The organism is uncultured Shimia sp. (genome assembly GCF_947498095.1).
Taxonomy (GTDB): Bacteria; Pseudomonadota; Alphaproteobacteria; order Rhodobacterales; family Rhodobacteraceae; genus Shimia.
In genome coordinates, this window is record NZ_CANMJE010000012.1 from 28,711 (window position 1) to 43,125 (window position 14,415).

13 protein-coding genes are annotated in these 14,415 nt (G+C 57.3%); 9 read left to right on the forward strand and 4 right to left on the reverse strand.

Annotated elements, in window-relative coordinates:
- The first annotated feature begins 1 nt into the window (after position 1).
- The 4 genes from glcF to Q0932_RS17055 all read left to right on the forward strand — a co-directional run bounded on the left by glcF (position 2) and on the right by Q0932_RS17055 (position 4,135).
- Positions 2 to 1,324, forward strand: coding sequence for a glycolate oxidase subunit GlcF (gene glcF, locus Q0932_RS17040; RefSeq protein ID WP_299355842.1), 1,323 nt, complete (start codon positions 2 to 4; stop codon positions 1,322 to 1,324).
- 91 nt (positions 1,325 to 1,415) lie between these two features.
- Entirely contained in the window at positions 1,416 to 2,222 is an 807-nt protein-coding gene (locus Q0932_RS17045) for a trypsin-like serine protease (RefSeq protein WP_299355844.1), read from the forward strand.
- Positions 2,223 to 2,341: 119 nt separating this feature from the next.
- Positions 2,342 to 2,809: an Hsp20 family protein gene (locus Q0932_RS17050; RefSeq protein WP_299355846.1), complete on the forward strand. Its 468-nt coding sequence runs from the start codon at positions 2,342 to 2,344 to the stop codon at positions 2,807 to 2,809.
- A 123-nt stretch (positions 2,810 to 2,932) separates the two neighbouring features.
- Positions 2,933 to 4,135 carry an MFS transporter gene (locus Q0932_RS17055; RefSeq protein ID WP_299355848.1) on the forward strand — a complete coding sequence of 401 codons (1,203 nt, stop codon included), beginning with the start codon at positions 2,933 to 2,935 and terminating at the stop codon, positions 4,133 to 4,135.
- 34 nt (positions 4,136 to 4,169) lie between these two features.
- Here the strand turns inward: Q0932_RS17055 and Q0932_RS17060 are convergent, their stop codons facing one another.
- The 3 genes from Q0932_RS17060 to Q0932_RS17070 all read right to left on the reverse strand — a co-directional run bounded on the left by Q0932_RS17060 (position 4,170) and on the right by Q0932_RS17070 (position 8,195).
- Complete coding sequence (locus tag Q0932_RS17060) at positions 4,170 to 6,083, reverse strand: VWA domain-containing protein (protein ID WP_299355850.1); 1,914 nt, start codon at positions 6,081 to 6,083, stop codon at positions 4,170 to 4,172.
- On the reverse strand, positions 6,080 to 6,616 hold the full coding sequence (locus Q0932_RS17065) for a sigma-70 family RNA polymerase sigma factor (protein ID WP_299355852.1): 537 nt from the start codon (positions 6,614 to 6,616) through the stop codon (positions 6,080 to 6,082). Before Q0932_RS17065 ends, Q0932_RS17060 begins: the two co-directional genes overlap by 4 nt.
- A gap of 103 nt (positions 6,617 to 6,719) precedes the next feature.
- Positions 6,720 to 8,195, reverse strand: coding sequence for an NAD-dependent succinate-semialdehyde dehydrogenase (locus Q0932_RS17070; protein WP_299355854.1), 1,476 nt, complete (start codon positions 8,193 to 8,195; stop codon positions 6,720 to 6,722).
- A 93-nt stretch (positions 8,196 to 8,288) separates the two neighbouring features.
- On the opposite strand from Q0932_RS17070, the gene Q0932_RS17075 reads away from it, so the two are divergent.
- The gene (locus Q0932_RS17075; protein WP_299355856.1) at positions 8,289 to 9,098 is read left to right on the forward strand and encodes an alpha/beta hydrolase; all 810 of its coding nucleotides are present in this window, start codon (positions 8,289 to 8,291) and stop codon (positions 9,096 to 9,098) included.
- Positions 9,095 to 10,678 (forward strand): FAD-dependent oxidoreductase, encoded by a 1,584-nt coding sequence (locus Q0932_RS17080; protein ID WP_299355858.1) that lies wholly within the window; start codon positions 9,095 to 9,097, stop codon positions 10,676 to 10,678. The genes Q0932_RS17075 and Q0932_RS17080 overlap by 4 nt, the downstream gene beginning before the upstream one ends.
- Here the strand turns inward: Q0932_RS17080 and yghU are convergent, their stop codons facing one another.
- Positions 10,679 to 11,560 (reverse strand): glutathione-dependent disulfide-bond oxidoreductase, encoded by an 882-nt coding sequence (gene yghU, locus Q0932_RS17085; protein ID WP_299355860.1) that lies wholly within the window; start codon positions 11,558 to 11,560, stop codon positions 10,679 to 10,681.
- A gap of 203 nt (positions 11,561 to 11,763) precedes the next feature.
- On the opposite strand from yghU, the gene Q0932_RS17090 reads away from it, so the two are divergent.
- From Q0932_RS17090 to Q0932_RS17100, 3 genes are all read left to right on the forward strand, one after another.
- Entirely contained in the window at positions 11,764 to 12,426 is a 663-nt protein-coding gene (locus tag Q0932_RS17090) for a TetR/AcrR family transcriptional regulator (RefSeq protein WP_299355862.1), read from the forward strand.
- Between the two features lies 1 nt (position 12,427).
- Positions 12,428 to 13,462 carry a zinc-binding dehydrogenase gene (locus tag Q0932_RS17095; RefSeq protein WP_299355863.1) on the forward strand — a complete coding sequence of 345 codons (1,035 nt, stop codon included), beginning with the start codon at positions 12,428 to 12,430 and terminating at the stop codon, positions 13,460 to 13,462.
- A 77-nt stretch (positions 13,463 to 13,539) separates the two neighbouring features.
- Entirely contained in the window at positions 13,540 to 14,415 is an 876-nt protein-coding gene (locus tag Q0932_RS17100; protein WP_299355865.1) for a branched-chain amino acid ABC transporter permease, read from the forward strand.

Here is a 14,415-nt window from a genome sequence, read left to right on the forward strand (position 1 = left end):
GATGCAAACACATTTCACAGATGAGCAAATGCAGGATCCCGGCATTCAACGTGCCAATGAAATCCTGCGGTCCTGCGTGCATTGCGGGTTTTGCACGGCGACGTGTCCGACCTATCAGGTTCTGGGTGACGAGTTGGACAGCCCACGAGGTCGCATTTACCAGATCAAGGACATGCTTGAGAACGAGCGCGTCCCAGACCCCAAGACAGTGCTGCATATCGACCGTTGCCTGTCGTGTCTGGCCTGCATGACCACATGTCCCTCGGGTGTGCACTATATGCATTTGGTGGACCATGCGCGCGAATACATTGAGGGCAAGTACAAGCGCCCGCTCACGGACCGCCTGTTGCGTTGGACACTGGCGCGCATTCTTCCGTATCCCACACGATTTCGGTTGGCGCTTTTGGGGGCCAAGATCGGCCGCCCCTTTGCCTTATTGATGCCAGACGCACGTTTGAAGGCTATGCTTGAGATGGCGCCGAAGCATATCCCACCGGTGAGCCGCAACGACGATCCACAAAGCTTCGCCCCCGAGGTGCCGCGCAAAAAACGTGTCGCGCTGATGACGGGATGTGCGCAAAAGGCGCTGAACACCGATATTAACGACGCCACCATTCGGCTTTTGACCCGGCTGGGTTGCGAAGTGGTTGTGGCCGAGGGCGCGGGATGCTGCGGGGCGCTGACGCACCACATGGGCAAAACCCAAGAAAGCCACGGCACGGCGGCCAAAAACATCCGCGCCTGGTGTGCTGAGATGGATGGCGACGGGCTGGATGCCATTGTCATCAACACCTCCGGCTGCGGTACAACCGTCAAGGATTACGGCTTTATGTTCCGCAATGAAGCTCTGGCCGAAGATGCGAAACGCGTCAGCGATATCGCGATGGATGTGTCCGAGGTTTTGATGACGCTCGACCTCCCCGAAGGAGAAAGTAAAGAGACGGTTGTGGCGTATCATGCCGCATGTTCGTTGCAGCATGGTCAGCAGATCAAGACCTATCCCAAGGATCTGCTCAAGCGGGCGGGCTATTCGGTGGTTGAGCCAGCGGACAGCCATCTGTGTTGCGGTTCCGCAGGAACCTACAACCTCATGCAGCCCGAGATTTCCAAGAAGCTCAAAGATCGCAAGGTGCGCACGCTCGAAGCTAAAAATCCTGACATTATTGCAGCTGGCAATATCGGTTGCATGATGCAGATCGGTGGCGCAACAGAGGTGCCGATTGTGCACACCGTTGAGCTGTTGGATTGGGCGACCGGTGGGCCGCAGCCCCCCGCATTGACCGCCGAAGGCAAACGCGCCCCCGAAATCCCGATCCTGCGCTAAAGGCCCGCGCAACCACAGTCGGCCCATGTTCCTGCCCTAGTTTCGCCTTGTCCCCTTGCTAACAAGGGACAACGTTGAACATGGGGCAAACATGGTCCGATCGCTTTTAAATATTGTTTTCAGTCTCTTGCTGGCAACTTCAGTTGTTGCTGAAGATTCGGGATTGCGCCGTATGGACACGGGCGATCAGGCGCAGGGCTGGGAGGCCGTGGGTCGACTTGAGTTGAATGGGCGTGGGTTTTGCACGGGCGCGTTGATTGCCCCGGACCTCGTATTGACCGCAGCCCATTGTCTTTATGACAAAAGCACGGGCAAGCGTCTGAGTGTCGAACAGATTGAGTTTCGGGCTGGTTGGCGCAATGGACGCGCCGAAGCTTACCGAAACATTCGCCGCGCCGTACAACACCCCGACTATATATTTGGCCGTCAAAACGATGTGCGCCGCGTAACCAATGACCTTGCAGTGTTACAGCTCTATCACCCAATCAAAAACACTCGCGTGGTGCCTTTTGAGACCGTGATGTCTCTGGGTCGCGGGTCCACTGTGGGTGTGGTTTCCTATGCTGAAGACCGTGCCGAGGCGCCGTCCTATCAAAAAATGTGCACGGTTCTGGGTGAGCAGGAAGGCATCTATGTGATGTCCTGCGACGTGAATTTTGGCAGCAGTGGCGCTCCAGTGTTCTCGTTTGAAAATGGTCAGGCGCGGATCGTGTCCGTTGTATCAGCCAAGGGTGAGTACAACGCACGGCCGGTTTCTCTGGGCGTGGCGCTTGATGGTCCTTTCGAGGATGTCATGGCGGCGTTCTCCTCGGTTAAGACCTTGCCAGACAACCGTCTGAGCACGCAGCAGCAGAGAAACCGAACCGGCGCCAAATTTCTCAAAGCTGGAGGGGGTTGAAACCCCAAAAAAGCCTCCCCATCTCAACAGAACCGGGACGCCTGTTAAGGGTTTCGGAGAGAACCGCCTGTCCTTGTTGGAAGGCAAATACTGTTGTCGCTCATGATGGAGGATAACCCATGAGAAGTTTTGATTTTGCACCCCTGTACCGTTCGTCCGTTGGTTTTGACCAATTGGCCAATATGATGGACCGCGTTTTGTCCACCGAAGGCTCTCAGGCCAGCTACCCCCCTTACAACATCGAAAAAACCGCCGAGGATGCCTATCGCATTTCTATCGCGGTTGCCGGATTCTCTGCCGAGGATCTAGGGATCGAGGTGAAAGAAAACGCATTGATCGTGACCGCACGCAACGCCGGTGACACCGATGAGAAAACCTATTTGCACCGTGGCATAGCAACCCGTGCCTTTGAACGCCGTTTCCATTTGGCGGACCATGTGCGCGTGACGGGTGCAAGCCATTCGGATGGCATGCTGCACGTTGATCTCGAACGCGAGATTCCCGAGGCGCTCAAGCCGCGCCGCATCGAGATTGCCAGCGGCAAGCAGATCGAAAAAGACGTGGTTGAGGCCAAAGCCGTCAACTAACGCAAGAAAACGTTTGTCTCGCAAATTCGACCCCCGGTTGCTCGACAGCCGGGGGTTTTGCTGTGCCTTGCCATCTGGTGTCGCTTCACCCAAAGTCCGCGGATCGCCTGAACGGAATGACGCGTGAATTTTGCCGCCCTAAAGTCCCCGAATTTTCGCACCTATGTTGGCGGCAGCTTCTTGGGGCTGTTGTCGCTTTGGATGCAGCGGGTCACCAGCGGATGGCTGGCGTGGGATCTGACAGGGTCTGCCAGCTTTGTGGGGTTGGTTGCATTGGTGCAATTTGCGCCTGCGATCTTTCTCTCACCCCTGTTTGGGGTTTGGGCGGACCGGCTGAATGTCCAAAGATCGGCCCTCTTTGTCCAAACTCTCAATTTCTTGGTGGCCGTAACCTTTTGGGGTGTCGTTGCCTTGGGGGCGCTCACACCAGTGTTGATGATTTGTGTGACTTTGGCATCCGGCATTACCGCCGCAGCCAGCCACCCGGTCCGCATGTCTTTGACACCCCGGCTGGTCAAGCGAGAGTTGATCGGCTCCGTGGTCAACATCGTCGCGATCAATTTCAACGTCGCGCGGATGATGGGGCCAGCGCTGGGCGGTGTCCTCATTGGCACCTTGGGCGTGACCACGACGCTCTTGATCCAAGCCGTATTATACATCCCGTTTCTTTTGGCGCTCAGCCGTGTGACCTTGCGCCCCAAGCGCGACAGCGGCACGATTGAAGAGCCATTTTTCCAAGCACTTGCAACCGGGTTCCGCCACGTTTGGGTGACGCCGGTGATCTGGCGGGCCATGGTGACGGTGGGGGTTCTTTCTCTTGTTGCGCGTGGAACGCTCGAAATCCTGCCCCCCTTGGCAGATGGCGTGTTTCAACGCGGGGCCGGAGGTTTGGGAGTCCTCTTGTCAGCGACTGGTATTGGCGCCTTGATCGGAGGTGTCTTCAAAGGCTTTCTACGTCCGCAGGAGCCGGGTCAAATTCCCGGCCTCTCGTTGGTGTTTGTGCTGCTGGGTTTGGGCTTGGTGCCCTTGTTGGGCGCTGTCCGTGTGTGGGAACTTGCCTTGCTGACCGTCGCCGGAATGGCTTTTGTCACAACCCTCACAGCGATTTCCATGCAGACGGCCATTCAACTGGTGCTGGAAGACGATATGCGCGGGCGCGTCATGAGCCTTTGGGCGGTGGTGACGGCGGGTGGGTCGGCCTTGGGTGCCGGGGTGTTGGGGCTTATGGCGGATGTGTTGGGATATCCACCAACCCTGTTTTGGGTCGGGACAGCTGCGCTGGTCGGTCTGGCAGGATACTTCGCCTATATCCTTGGCCAAAGGTAGGTCGGACAGACTGTCCGACCTACGAGACGTTTGCTTAGTCCTGTGCGGCGAGGCTTTCGGCCAGGCGCATCAGCTGCACAGCCTCTGCCCGGTACCCAAAAGCGTCCTCTCCGCGTGCACGATTGGCCAAGGCAATCGCGTCACCCCAGCTCCAGTCTCCGAGATATCGACCATCACTCAAGAGTTGCCCGAACCCAGCGATCGCGGCGGCAAAGCGCATGTCACCATTTGGCTCTGAAGACGTTTCAATCGGGGTCTCAATCAACTGGCTGACAGTTTCACCCGGCTGCTTATACCGCAGCTTGAGAAACCCAATCTCACCCGAGGCGCTGCCGATCTCCGAGGCTGTGTCATAGCGCAGTGGATCCGTCAGGCGTGCCGGTGATCCAACCGGTGTGATCTCATACAGCGCGGTCACCGAATGACCCGCGCCGATCTCACCGGCATCGACCTTGTCGTTGTTGAAATCTTCGCGGTTCAGGATGCGGGTTTCATACCCGATCAAGCGATATTCAGCGACGGCAGCAGGATTGAATTCGACTTGAATTTTTACATCGTTCGCAATCGGGAACAGGGCGCCGGTCAGTTGATCGACCAGCACTTTTTGTGCCTCGTTCAGCGTGTCGATATAGGCCGCCTGACCGTTGCCGTTCTGGGCAAGGGCCTGCATCGTGGCATCGTCCAGATTGCCGCGCCCAAAGCCGAGGACCGAGAGGTAAGTGCCGCTGTCACGCTTGTCAGCGATAAAGTCTTTCAGCGCGTCGGGATCAGACAGACCTACGTTGAAATCCCCATCCGTCGCGAGGAGCACGCGGCTGACCTCGCCGTCTTCGGACATGGCTTCTGCAACCGCGTAGGCTTGCCGCAACCCGGCCTGGCCAGCGGTTGATCCGCCCGCGTCCAGATTGTTCAAGGCGGCAAGGATCGTCGCGCGGTCACTGGCAGGGGTCGCTTCGAGAACCTGCCCCGCTGATCCGGCATAGGTCACGATGGCGACACTGTCTTCGGGGCGCAGCTCGCTGAGCATCAACGCAAAGCTTTGCTTCAACAGGGGCAATTTGTTGGGCGCACTCATGCTGCCGGACGTATCAATCAGAAATACGAGGTTCAGTGGCGGGCGGTCTTCAATCGCGGGCACTTGGCCCTGCAATCCGATGTGCACAATCTGCGTGTCCGCATTCCAAGGAGTTTGGAAGGTCGTCACATGAGTGGCAAATGGCGCGCCATCCGCGCCGGGTGCTGCATAGTCATAGGGGAAATAGTTCACCAGCTCTTCAATACGCACCGCATCCGGGTTGGGCAGATAGCCGTTCATGATCGAATTGCGCAAGATGCCATACGATGCCGTATCGACGTCGATCGAAAAGGTCGACACAGGGTCTTCGGCAGTCACTTTGAGCGGATTGCGATCGGCTTCAGGATAGGCCTCGGTGTTGGTGCCTTCATGAAGATATGTCGGCTCAGGCGCCGGGGCCGGGCGTGCAAAATCTGCAGAGCTTCCGGCTTGCGGCGCCGAGAGTGTGGCCACTGGGGCTTCGGCGTAGTTTGAGCGCTGTTTCGACAGGATCTCGCGGCGCAGTTCTGCCTCCGAGGCCAAAGCTTCTTCGGTGTCTACCACAACAGTGTCTGGCGTGCCGGACAATAGGCCGTCAATGTCCGGAGTACGGGACAGATCAGGCAGGTAAACCACCAGACCTACAGCAACAAGTGCTGTCGTTGCGGTGAGCGTGGCTTTGGCTGGAAAGGTTCTCAGCATATCAATAACTCCTCTGAACAGACCCCGTTTTGGGGCATCAGAGTTAAGACGCACGCCGTCGCGAGATCCTTGGAGGTCCTCAAAGTTTTTTTGCGCCAAGGCCAGATTTTCCGCCTTGCGAGCAGCATCCGACGTGGGAGTCGCCGCTGTCATGGCAGCCTTGAGGTCGTCAAGATCGAGGTCATCGCTCATGCGTTTTCCTCCTTTTCTTTCAATTCCTTGAGGCGTTTTTTTGCCTCGGAAATACGCCAGCTGACGGTGCCTTCGGAAACTTCAAGCACCTCGCCAACGTCGGCATGGGTCATATCGTCGAGTACCAACGCCAGCGTGTCACGCAAGTCATCTGGCAGGGCACGCATGGCGCGAGTCAGCCAATCGATGCGTTCGGCGGTCTCGGCATTTGCGGCCTGTCGCGCCACTTCCCAATCTCCCCAACCTTCTGCGGCCTTGGTGTGGCTGGCCTGACGACGGCGGCGGTCATGGGCTGCGTTCACCACAACCCGATAAAGCCAGGTTGAGAACCGTGACTGCCCGTCAAACCGCATCAACTTGGATGGCAGAGCTGCGCAGATGTCTTGCGTCAGGTCTTCGGCCTCGGCACGGGCGCTGCTCATCCGAAATGCCAGCGCAAAGATGCGGTCATAGTGGCGCGCAAGAAGGGTGGCAAAGGCCGTGCCATTACCCGCCTTGGCCTGATCAGCCAGCTTCTGGTCCGTTGCTTCCATCATCATCTTGGGTATAGGACGCAGACCAAAGGTCAATCCTTGGTAAAAAGTTCAAAAAAATGGGGCGCCCGAAAGCGCCCCGTCAATTGGATAGCTAAATCGATCACACGGACATGCAGATGTACTTCATTTCAAGGTAGTCTTCGATGCCGTGGTGGCTGCCTTCGCGGCCCAGACCGGATTGCTTCACGCCGCCGAATGGGGCCACTTCGGTTGAGATGATGCCCGTGTTCACACCAACGATGCCGTATTCCAGCGCCTCGGCCACCTTGTAGACCCTGCTGAGATCTTTGGCATAGAAATAGGACGCGAGCCCAAAGATCGTGTCATTGGCCATCGCGATCACCTCGTCCTCATCCTCGAACTTGAACAAAGGTGCCAGAGGTCCAAAGGTTTCGTCGGTTGAGAACTGCATGTCGGGCGTCGCGCCGGTGACAATCGTGGGTTGGAAGAATGTTCCGCCCAGCTCAGATGGGTTACCGCCAAGAATGACTTCGGCGCCTTTGGTCGTTGCGTCGGCGATGTGTTCTTCGACTTTGACGACCGCGTCGGCATTGATAAGGGGGCCGAAGATCGTTCCTTCCTCAAGCCCATCACCCACTTTCATGGTTTCAACGCGTGCCTTTAACTTGGCGGCGAATGCGTCATAGACTCCGGCTTGAACATAGATGCGGTTGGCGCAGACACAGGTCTGGCCGTTGTTGCGGAACTTGCACAGGATCGCACCTTCGACCGCTTCGTCGAGATCTGCGTCATCGAACACGATAAAGGGCGCGTTTCCGCCCAACTCCATTGAGCATTTCATGACCTGATCAGCGGCTTGTCGCAGCAAGATGCGTCCCACCTCGGTTGACCCGGTAAAGGTCAGCTTGCGCACTGCCGGGTTCTCGCAGAACTCTTTGCCAACTTCGGAGGAACGTGATGACGGGACGACATTGAACACCCCGGCCGGGATACCTGCGCGCTCCGCCAGTACGCCCAGCACGATAGCCGAGAGCGGGGTTTCTGCGGCAGGGCGCGCCACAAATGCACAGCCTGCGGCCAGCGCCGGGCCAGCCTTGCGGGTGATCATCGCGTTCGGGAAATTCCACGGCGTGATCGAGGCGGCAACGCCGATGGGTTGTTTGATGACGGTGATCCGCTTGTCGCGTTGGTGGCCGGGAATGGTCTCGCCATAAATACGCTTTGCCTCTTCGGCAAAGAACTCGATGAAGGATGCGCCGTAGCCAATTTCGCCCACGGCCTCAGCCAAGGGCTTGCCCATTTCTGCGGTGAGAATTGTGCCAAGGTCCTGTTGGTTCGCCATCATCAAATCGAACCATTTGCGCAGAACGGCGGCGCGTTCCTTGCCCGTCCATGTGGCCCAGTCTTTCTGCGCAGCTTCAGCTTGGGCAATGGCGCCTGCGACCTGTGCTCGGCTGATATCAGCAACGGCGGCGACAATGTCTCCGCGGGCCGGGTTTGAAACATCAAAGGTGCCATTGTCACCGTCCACCCATTGGCCACCAATGTACGCGCGGGTTTCCAGAAGGCTTGGGTCCTTCAATAAGGATTTGAGGTTGGTAACACTGTCGAGCATGGCAATTCTCCGGAATTCGATGGCACTGGCGGCGGGGATGCGGCTAGGGTGCCGGGGTAAGATGATCGAAACGATACAAGACAACGTGAGAACATGAGTCAATACGCCCTTGATGATGCCTACGCCAACGGAGCCTACATTCCAGGTGCCGAAAGTTTTCCACCGCGCTGGGCGCAAGAGGCCGAGAACTTCTGTCAATCCATGTTGAAAGAAGACCGCGCAACCTTGGACATGCGCTACGGCGAAGGCGACCGAGAAAAACTGGATTTGTTCCTGCCCGAGGAAGAACCCGCTGGACTGTGCGTGTTTGTGCATGGTGGTTATTGGCGCGCCTTTGACAAAACCAGCTGGTCGCATTTGGCCGCCGGTCCCCTGTCGCATGGTTGGGCCGTGGCAATGCCCTCTTATGATCTCTGCCCGGATGTGCGCATTTCAGACATTACACTGCAGATTCTTCGGGCCGTGACCGAGGCAGCCGCACATGTTGATGGTCCTATTTTGTTGGCAGGGCATTCTGCAGGCGGGCATCTGGTGGCGCGAACGGCTTGTCAGAACGTTCTGCCCACGAACGTCGCACGGCGTTTGACGCATGTGATGCCAATCTCGCCATTGTCTGATCTACGCCCGCTCATGCAAACGTCGATGAACGAAGATTTTGCTCTGGATGACGCGGCGGCCGTGGCCGAAAGCCCGATCCTGAAATCGCCATTGAATGTTCCGATCACTGTGTGGGTCGGAGCAGACGAGCGCCCAGCCTTCCTTGATCAGGCGCAATGGCTGGCCGAGGCGTGGGAATGTGGGCATGTTGTCGAAGAGGGGCGCCACCACTTTGATGTCATAGAGGGTCTTGCCGATCCAAACAGTCTGATCACCCAGATGCTGGTTACGGGCGCGCGGGCATGAGCTGGGACTATATTGTTGTTGGCGCTGGCAGTGCTGGCTGTGTTGTTGCCAACCGGCTAAGCTCAGCAGGTCACAAAGTGCTGCTTTTGGAAGCTGGAGGACGTGACAACTATCACTGGATTCACATCCCGATGGGCTACCTCTATTGCATTGGAAATCCGCGGACCGATTGGATGTATAAGACCGCGCCTGACGCTGGGTTGAACGGGCGCGCGTTGCTTTATCCTCGCGGTAAGGTGTTGGGTGGCTGCTCGTCAATCAACGGCATGTTGTACCTGCGCGGGCAAGCGGCGGATTATGATGGTTGGCGTCAAATGGGCAATCCCGGCTGGGGCTGGGACGACGTGTTGCCCCTGTTCAAAAAGGTCGAAGACTACATGGACGGCCCGTCAGAAATGCATGGCGCCGGAGGCGAGTGGCACGTCGATAACCAACGTCTGCGCTGGGATGTGTTGGACGATTGGATGGCGGCTGCCGAGGCTACGGGGATTAAACGGACAGATGACTTCAACACCGGCGGCAATGCCGGCGTGGGCTATTTCAAAGTAAACCAGTCCAAGGGCTTGCGGTTGAACACCGCCAAGGCGTTCCTACGGTCTGCACGCAATGCAAAGCTTAAGGTCGAGACCCATGCCCATACTCGGCGCCTGATCCTGCAAGAGGGCCGCGTGGTGGGTGTGGAGTACGACCAGAACGGATCGACCAAACAGACGCGCTGCAATGCCGAAGTGGTGCTCTGTGCCGGAGCCGTAAACTCGCCTCAAATCCTGCAGCTATCGGGCATAGGTCCTGCTGCTGTTTTGAAAGAACATGGCGTTGAGGTCATGCACGAAGCAGCGCAAGTCGGTGAGAACCTGCAAGATCACTTGCAACTGCGCTGTGCCTGGCGATTGCAGGGCGCCAAAACTCTGAACACAATGGCGAACTCGTGGATCGGTAAGGCGCGGATCGGGGCGGAGTATCTGCTGAAACGCTCAGGTCCGATGTCGATGGCACCGTCGCAACTGGGTGCCTTTACCAAGTCGCGCCCGGACCTCGAAACACCCGATCTGGAATACCATGTGCAACCGCTCACGCTGGAAGCATTTGGGCGACCGTTGCATGACTTTCCCGGCATGACAGCCAGCGTATGCAACCTGAGACCGGAAAGCCGCGGCCATGTGCGTATCGCATCACCAGATCCGCATGTCGCACCGGAAATTGCACCGAATTACCTATCGACCGAAGGGGATCGTGCCGTTGCGGTGTCCGCCCTGCGTCAGGCCCGCCACATCATGGCGCAATCGCCTATGGCCAAATACGCACCAGAAGAGATGAAGCCGGGGATCACCGCGCGGGATGACCAAGAGCTCGCGCAAGCTGCAGGTGACATTGGCACCACGATCTTTCACCCAGTCAGCACAGTTCGGATGGGATCGGACGCCGCCGCGCCACTCGACCCGCAATTGCGGATGAAAGGGGTGCCCGGTCTGCGCGTGGCCGATGCATCCATCATGCCAACAATCACAAGCGGAAATACAAACTCGCCGACCATTATGATCGGCGAGAAAGCAGCTCAGATGATTTTGGAAGGGGCCTAGTTAAGCCTCTTCGCCACCCTCAGGCTCTAACTTGTCCTGGGTGCGGGTCTCAAAGTCTTCGGCAGAGTGACGTTCTCGCAGTTGCGTGTGCAACTCGCCAAAGGCCCGGTTGACCATCACGCCGCGTTTCACGGCTGGGCGGTCATTGATCTCATTCGCCCAGCGTTGAACGTTTTTGTAGCTGGCAACGTCCAGGAACTCACCGGCCCCGTAGAGGCGACCCAGAGCCAATGCGCCATACCATGCCCAGATCGCGATGTCGGCAATGGTGTAATCGTCGCCCACCATGTAACGGCTTTCGGCAAGGTGACGATCCAGCACATCCAGCTGACGCTTGGTCTCCATTGCGAACCGGTCAATCGGGTACTGCCACTTTTCAGGCGCATAGGCGTAGAAGTGACCAAAGCCACCACCTAAATAGGGGGCGCTGCCCATTTGCCAGAACAGCCATGACAGCATTTCCGGGCGTTTGGCCGGGTCCGACGGCAGAAAGGCATCAAAGGTTTCTGCCAGATGCAACAGGATGGCACCCGATTCAAACACGCGGGTTGGCGTGGCGCCGCTGCGATCCATAAGGGCTGGGATCTTCGAATTCGGGTTGACGTCAACAAATCCCGATCCGAACTGATCACCGTCACCGATATTGATCAGCCAAGCGTCATATTCTGCGCCCGCGTGGCCGGAGGCCAGCAACTCTTCGAGCATCACGGTGACCTTTACACCGTTGGGCGTTGCCAGCGAATAGAGCTGATAGGAATGCTCGCCTACGGGCAGGTCTTTGTCGTGGGTTGGCCCGGCGATGGGACGGTTGATGCTGGCGAATCTTCCGCCGCTCTCGGATTCCCAGGTCCAGACTTTCGGGGGGGTATAGGTGTCGGTCATGATCTCGCGCTTTGTCTTTGAGGTATCGCCCCAATTTAGGGTCGAAACAGGATTTGTGCAGGGGGTGAGCCAAATTTGTTTCACCCAACAGCCAACCTGTGCCTGCTGAAACTTCCGTTGCGTCGCCTTGGCTGCGGTTAAGTTGACAACATACTCGGTAGTATGTTTGCGTTGAGAGAACAAGACTACGGAAACAGCTAACAATGTCTGCACCTGCCCAAAAACCAAAATCGGACCGTTACGAGGAAATCCTCGAGGCGGCGGCCGAGTGTTTCCAAAAGCAGGGTTTCTCGGCAACTTCCATCGACACTGTGGCGCGTCACCTCGGATCGACCAAGGGCCGGGTCTACCACTATTTTCCGTCCAAGATGGACCTGTTCAATGCAGTGCGGGACAGGGCCATGGAAATTGCCTTTGATGGCATCCGACCAGGTTATGACACGGATGCAGATCCGATTGAACGCTTGCGGCTGATGTCCATGGGGCATGCCCGTGTGATGATGCTACGCCATTCTTACATGCAGGTCCTGTTGGATGGTCTGCAGATGCAGCGCTACGGAGCGACGACAGAATTCCAGCGTCAGGCTATGGCGCGGCATCTTGCCGAGCGCAATGCATTCGAAACCATGTTCCGCGAGGTTCTGACCCTTGGTGCCGATCAAGGCGTGATGACCATCGGACATATGTCGATCACGCTGCAAAGCTATCTGATCACTTTGAATGGGCCGGTATTCTGGTACCGGCCTCGGTCCGATGGCAGTGCCGACAATGTTGACGCCATCGCCCATGACATCGTGCGCTACGCCATGCGAGGGCTGGGCATCGACGACAATGACAATACATCGACAATCAGCACTGGAGCCTGAGATGAGCGACTTACCACAAACAATGTTCGCCGTTTTGCAAACGGGAGACGGGTATTCCGGTCGCTTTGACGGTCCAGCGATCGAAGATGCCGCGGACTATCTTGAAGGCGCCGAAGTGCCAGTGCCCACGCCGGGACCGGGACAGGTTTTGATCAAGGTCCGCGTGTCCTCTGTGAATCCGTCCGATCTGCATTTTATCAAAGGCGAATACGGTCAACCGCGTCTGAAGGGCAATCCAGCGGGTTTTGAGGGCTGTGGTGACGTGGTTGCCGCGGGTGAAGGGGCCGAAGGGATGATGGGCCAGCGCGTCAGCTTTGTCGTGGCCCAAGGGTGTTCAGGAGCCTGGGCAGACTATGCCACGACAATGGCGATGAATTGCATCCCCCTGCGCCCTGATGTTTCGGACGAAGATGGCGCGGCCCAGATCGTCAACCCTCTGACCGCGATGGCGATGGTGGATATGGCGCGCCAGGCCGGTGAGTCGTTTATTGTCTCGGCGGCCACCAGTCAGCTTGGCAAATTGATGATTTCGCTGGGCCGTGATCTGGGGTTGAAGCCCATTGCCATTGTGCGCCGTGAAGAAGCAGTTACAGCTCTTAAAGAGATGGGCGCGGCCGAGGTTTTGGTCTCAACCGATCCAAATATGTCTGAGGCCTTCAAGACGATTTCGCGCGAATTAAAACCACGCGTATTCCTCGATTGCGTGTCTGACCAGATGTCTGAACAGATTTTTGCGGCCATGCCAAATGGCGCGCGCTGGGTCACATATGGCAAACTGACCGAGGAGCTGCCAAAGCTCACCCAAATGGGACAGTTCATCTTCATGGGCAAAAAGATCGAAGGCTTCTGGCTGACCAACTGGATGCGCAATACGCCACCCGCCGATCAGATTCGCGTTGTGGGTGAAGTTCAGGCCCGGTTCGCCGATGGACGCTGGAAAACCGACGTTTCAACGCGTTTGGCGTTACGTGACGTAGTGTCAGGTTTGGCTGAAGCCACGAAAAAGACTGACGGTAAGGTGATGATTACGCCATAGTGAGTGTGTGATGTTGTGGGGAAGAGGAGCCCTGCAACAGCAACAAGACGCCGGACAACCGGTGCGGGGAGGAAAATTTGGACACTTTGCAGCTCTTGATTAGCGGGCTTGCGAACGGCTGTGTATACGGCTTGATCGCGCTGGGCTTTGTTCTGATCTACAAGGCGACCGAAGCCGTGAATTTCGCCCAGGGCGATTTCATGATGCTTGGGGCCTTTGTCACCATTGGCCTGACCAATGCGGGATACATGGGAGTGCCTTTCTGGCTCGCCGTGCCGATCTCGATCACCATCATGGCCGCGCTGGGCTATCTTCTGGATCGCTTTGTGATCCGTCTGATGTTTGGGCAAAGCCAGACCGCCGTTGTCATTCTGACCATCGCGCTGGGCTTTGTGATCCGGTTTGTTGCCGGCATGATCTGGGGGCACGAACCGCAGTCGCTGGAAAACCCGCTTGCCGGTAAAGAACTGCGCTTGGGCGAGTTGGTGCTAGGTATGGAAGACGTCGCTGTGATCGTTGTGACCGTCTTGCTGACATGGGGGCTCTACGAGTTTTTCAATCGCACCAAAATGGGTCTTGCTATGCAGGGCGCGTCTCAGAACCAGTTGGCGGCCTATTATATGGGTGTGCCGGTCAAGCGTGTTCAGGGCTTTATCTGGGCGCTTGCAGGCGCAGTTGCCTGTATCGCGGGCATCCTTTTTGCCGCCAAAGGCGCTGTAGACCCCAGCACTGGATTGATGGGGATCAAGGCATTTGCCGCTGCCGTGATCGGCGGATTTGGCAGCTTGCCCGGAGCCTTGGCAGGCGGGTTGATCGTAGGCGTGATTGAACCTTTCGCCAGCCGCTATATTGCGGCCGGATATAGTCAGGTTGCGCCTTATGCCTTGCTTCTAGCGGTACTGATCTTCCGACCGCACGGATTGTTTTCCCAAGTCCGCGTGAAGAAGGTTTGA

Excerpts from the sequence above, each read along its gene's own strand:
- Q0932_RS17075 (WP_299355856.1), top strand. The coding sequence starts at position 8,289 with ATGAGTCAATACGCCCTTGATGATGCCTACGCCAACGGAGCCTACATT.
- Q0932_RS17045 (WP_299355844.1), top strand. The coding sequence starts at position 1,416 with ATGGTCCGATCGCTTTTAAATATTGTTTTCAGTCTCTTGCTGGCAACT.
- Q0932_RS17095 (WP_299355863.1), top strand. The coding sequence starts at position 12,428 with ATGAGCGACTTACCACAAACAATGTTCGCCGTTTTGCAAACGGGAGAC.
- Q0932_RS17080 (WP_299355858.1), top strand. The coding sequence starts at position 9,095 with ATGAGCTGGGACTATATTGTTGTTGGCGCTGGCAGTGCTGGCTGTGTT.
- glcF (WP_299355842.1), top strand. The coding sequence starts at position 2 with ATGCAAACACATTTCACAGATGAGCAAATGCAGGATCCCGGCATTCAA.
- Q0932_RS17050 (WP_299355846.1), top strand. The coding sequence starts at position 2,342 with ATGAGAAGTTTTGATTTTGCACCCCTGTACCGTTCGTCCGTTGGTTTT.
- yghU (WP_299355860.1), bottom strand. The coding sequence starts at position 11,560 with ATGACCGACACCTATACCCCCCCGAAAGTCTGGACCTGGGAATCCGAG.
- Q0932_RS17065 (WP_299355852.1), bottom strand. The coding sequence starts at position 6,616 with ATGGAAGCAACGGACCAGAAGCTGGCTGATCAGGCCAAGGCGGGTAAT.
- Q0932_RS17060 (WP_299355850.1), bottom strand. The coding sequence starts at position 6,083 with ATGAGCGATGACCTCGATCTTGACGACCTCAAGGCTGCCATGACAGCG.
- Q0932_RS17090 (WP_299355862.1), top strand. The coding sequence starts at position 11,764 with ATGTCTGCACCTGCCCAAAAACCAAAATCGGACCGTTACGAGGAAATC.
- Q0932_RS17070 (WP_299355854.1), bottom strand. The coding sequence starts at position 8,195 with ATGCTCGACAGTGTTACCAACCTCAAATCCTTATTGAAGGACCCAAGC.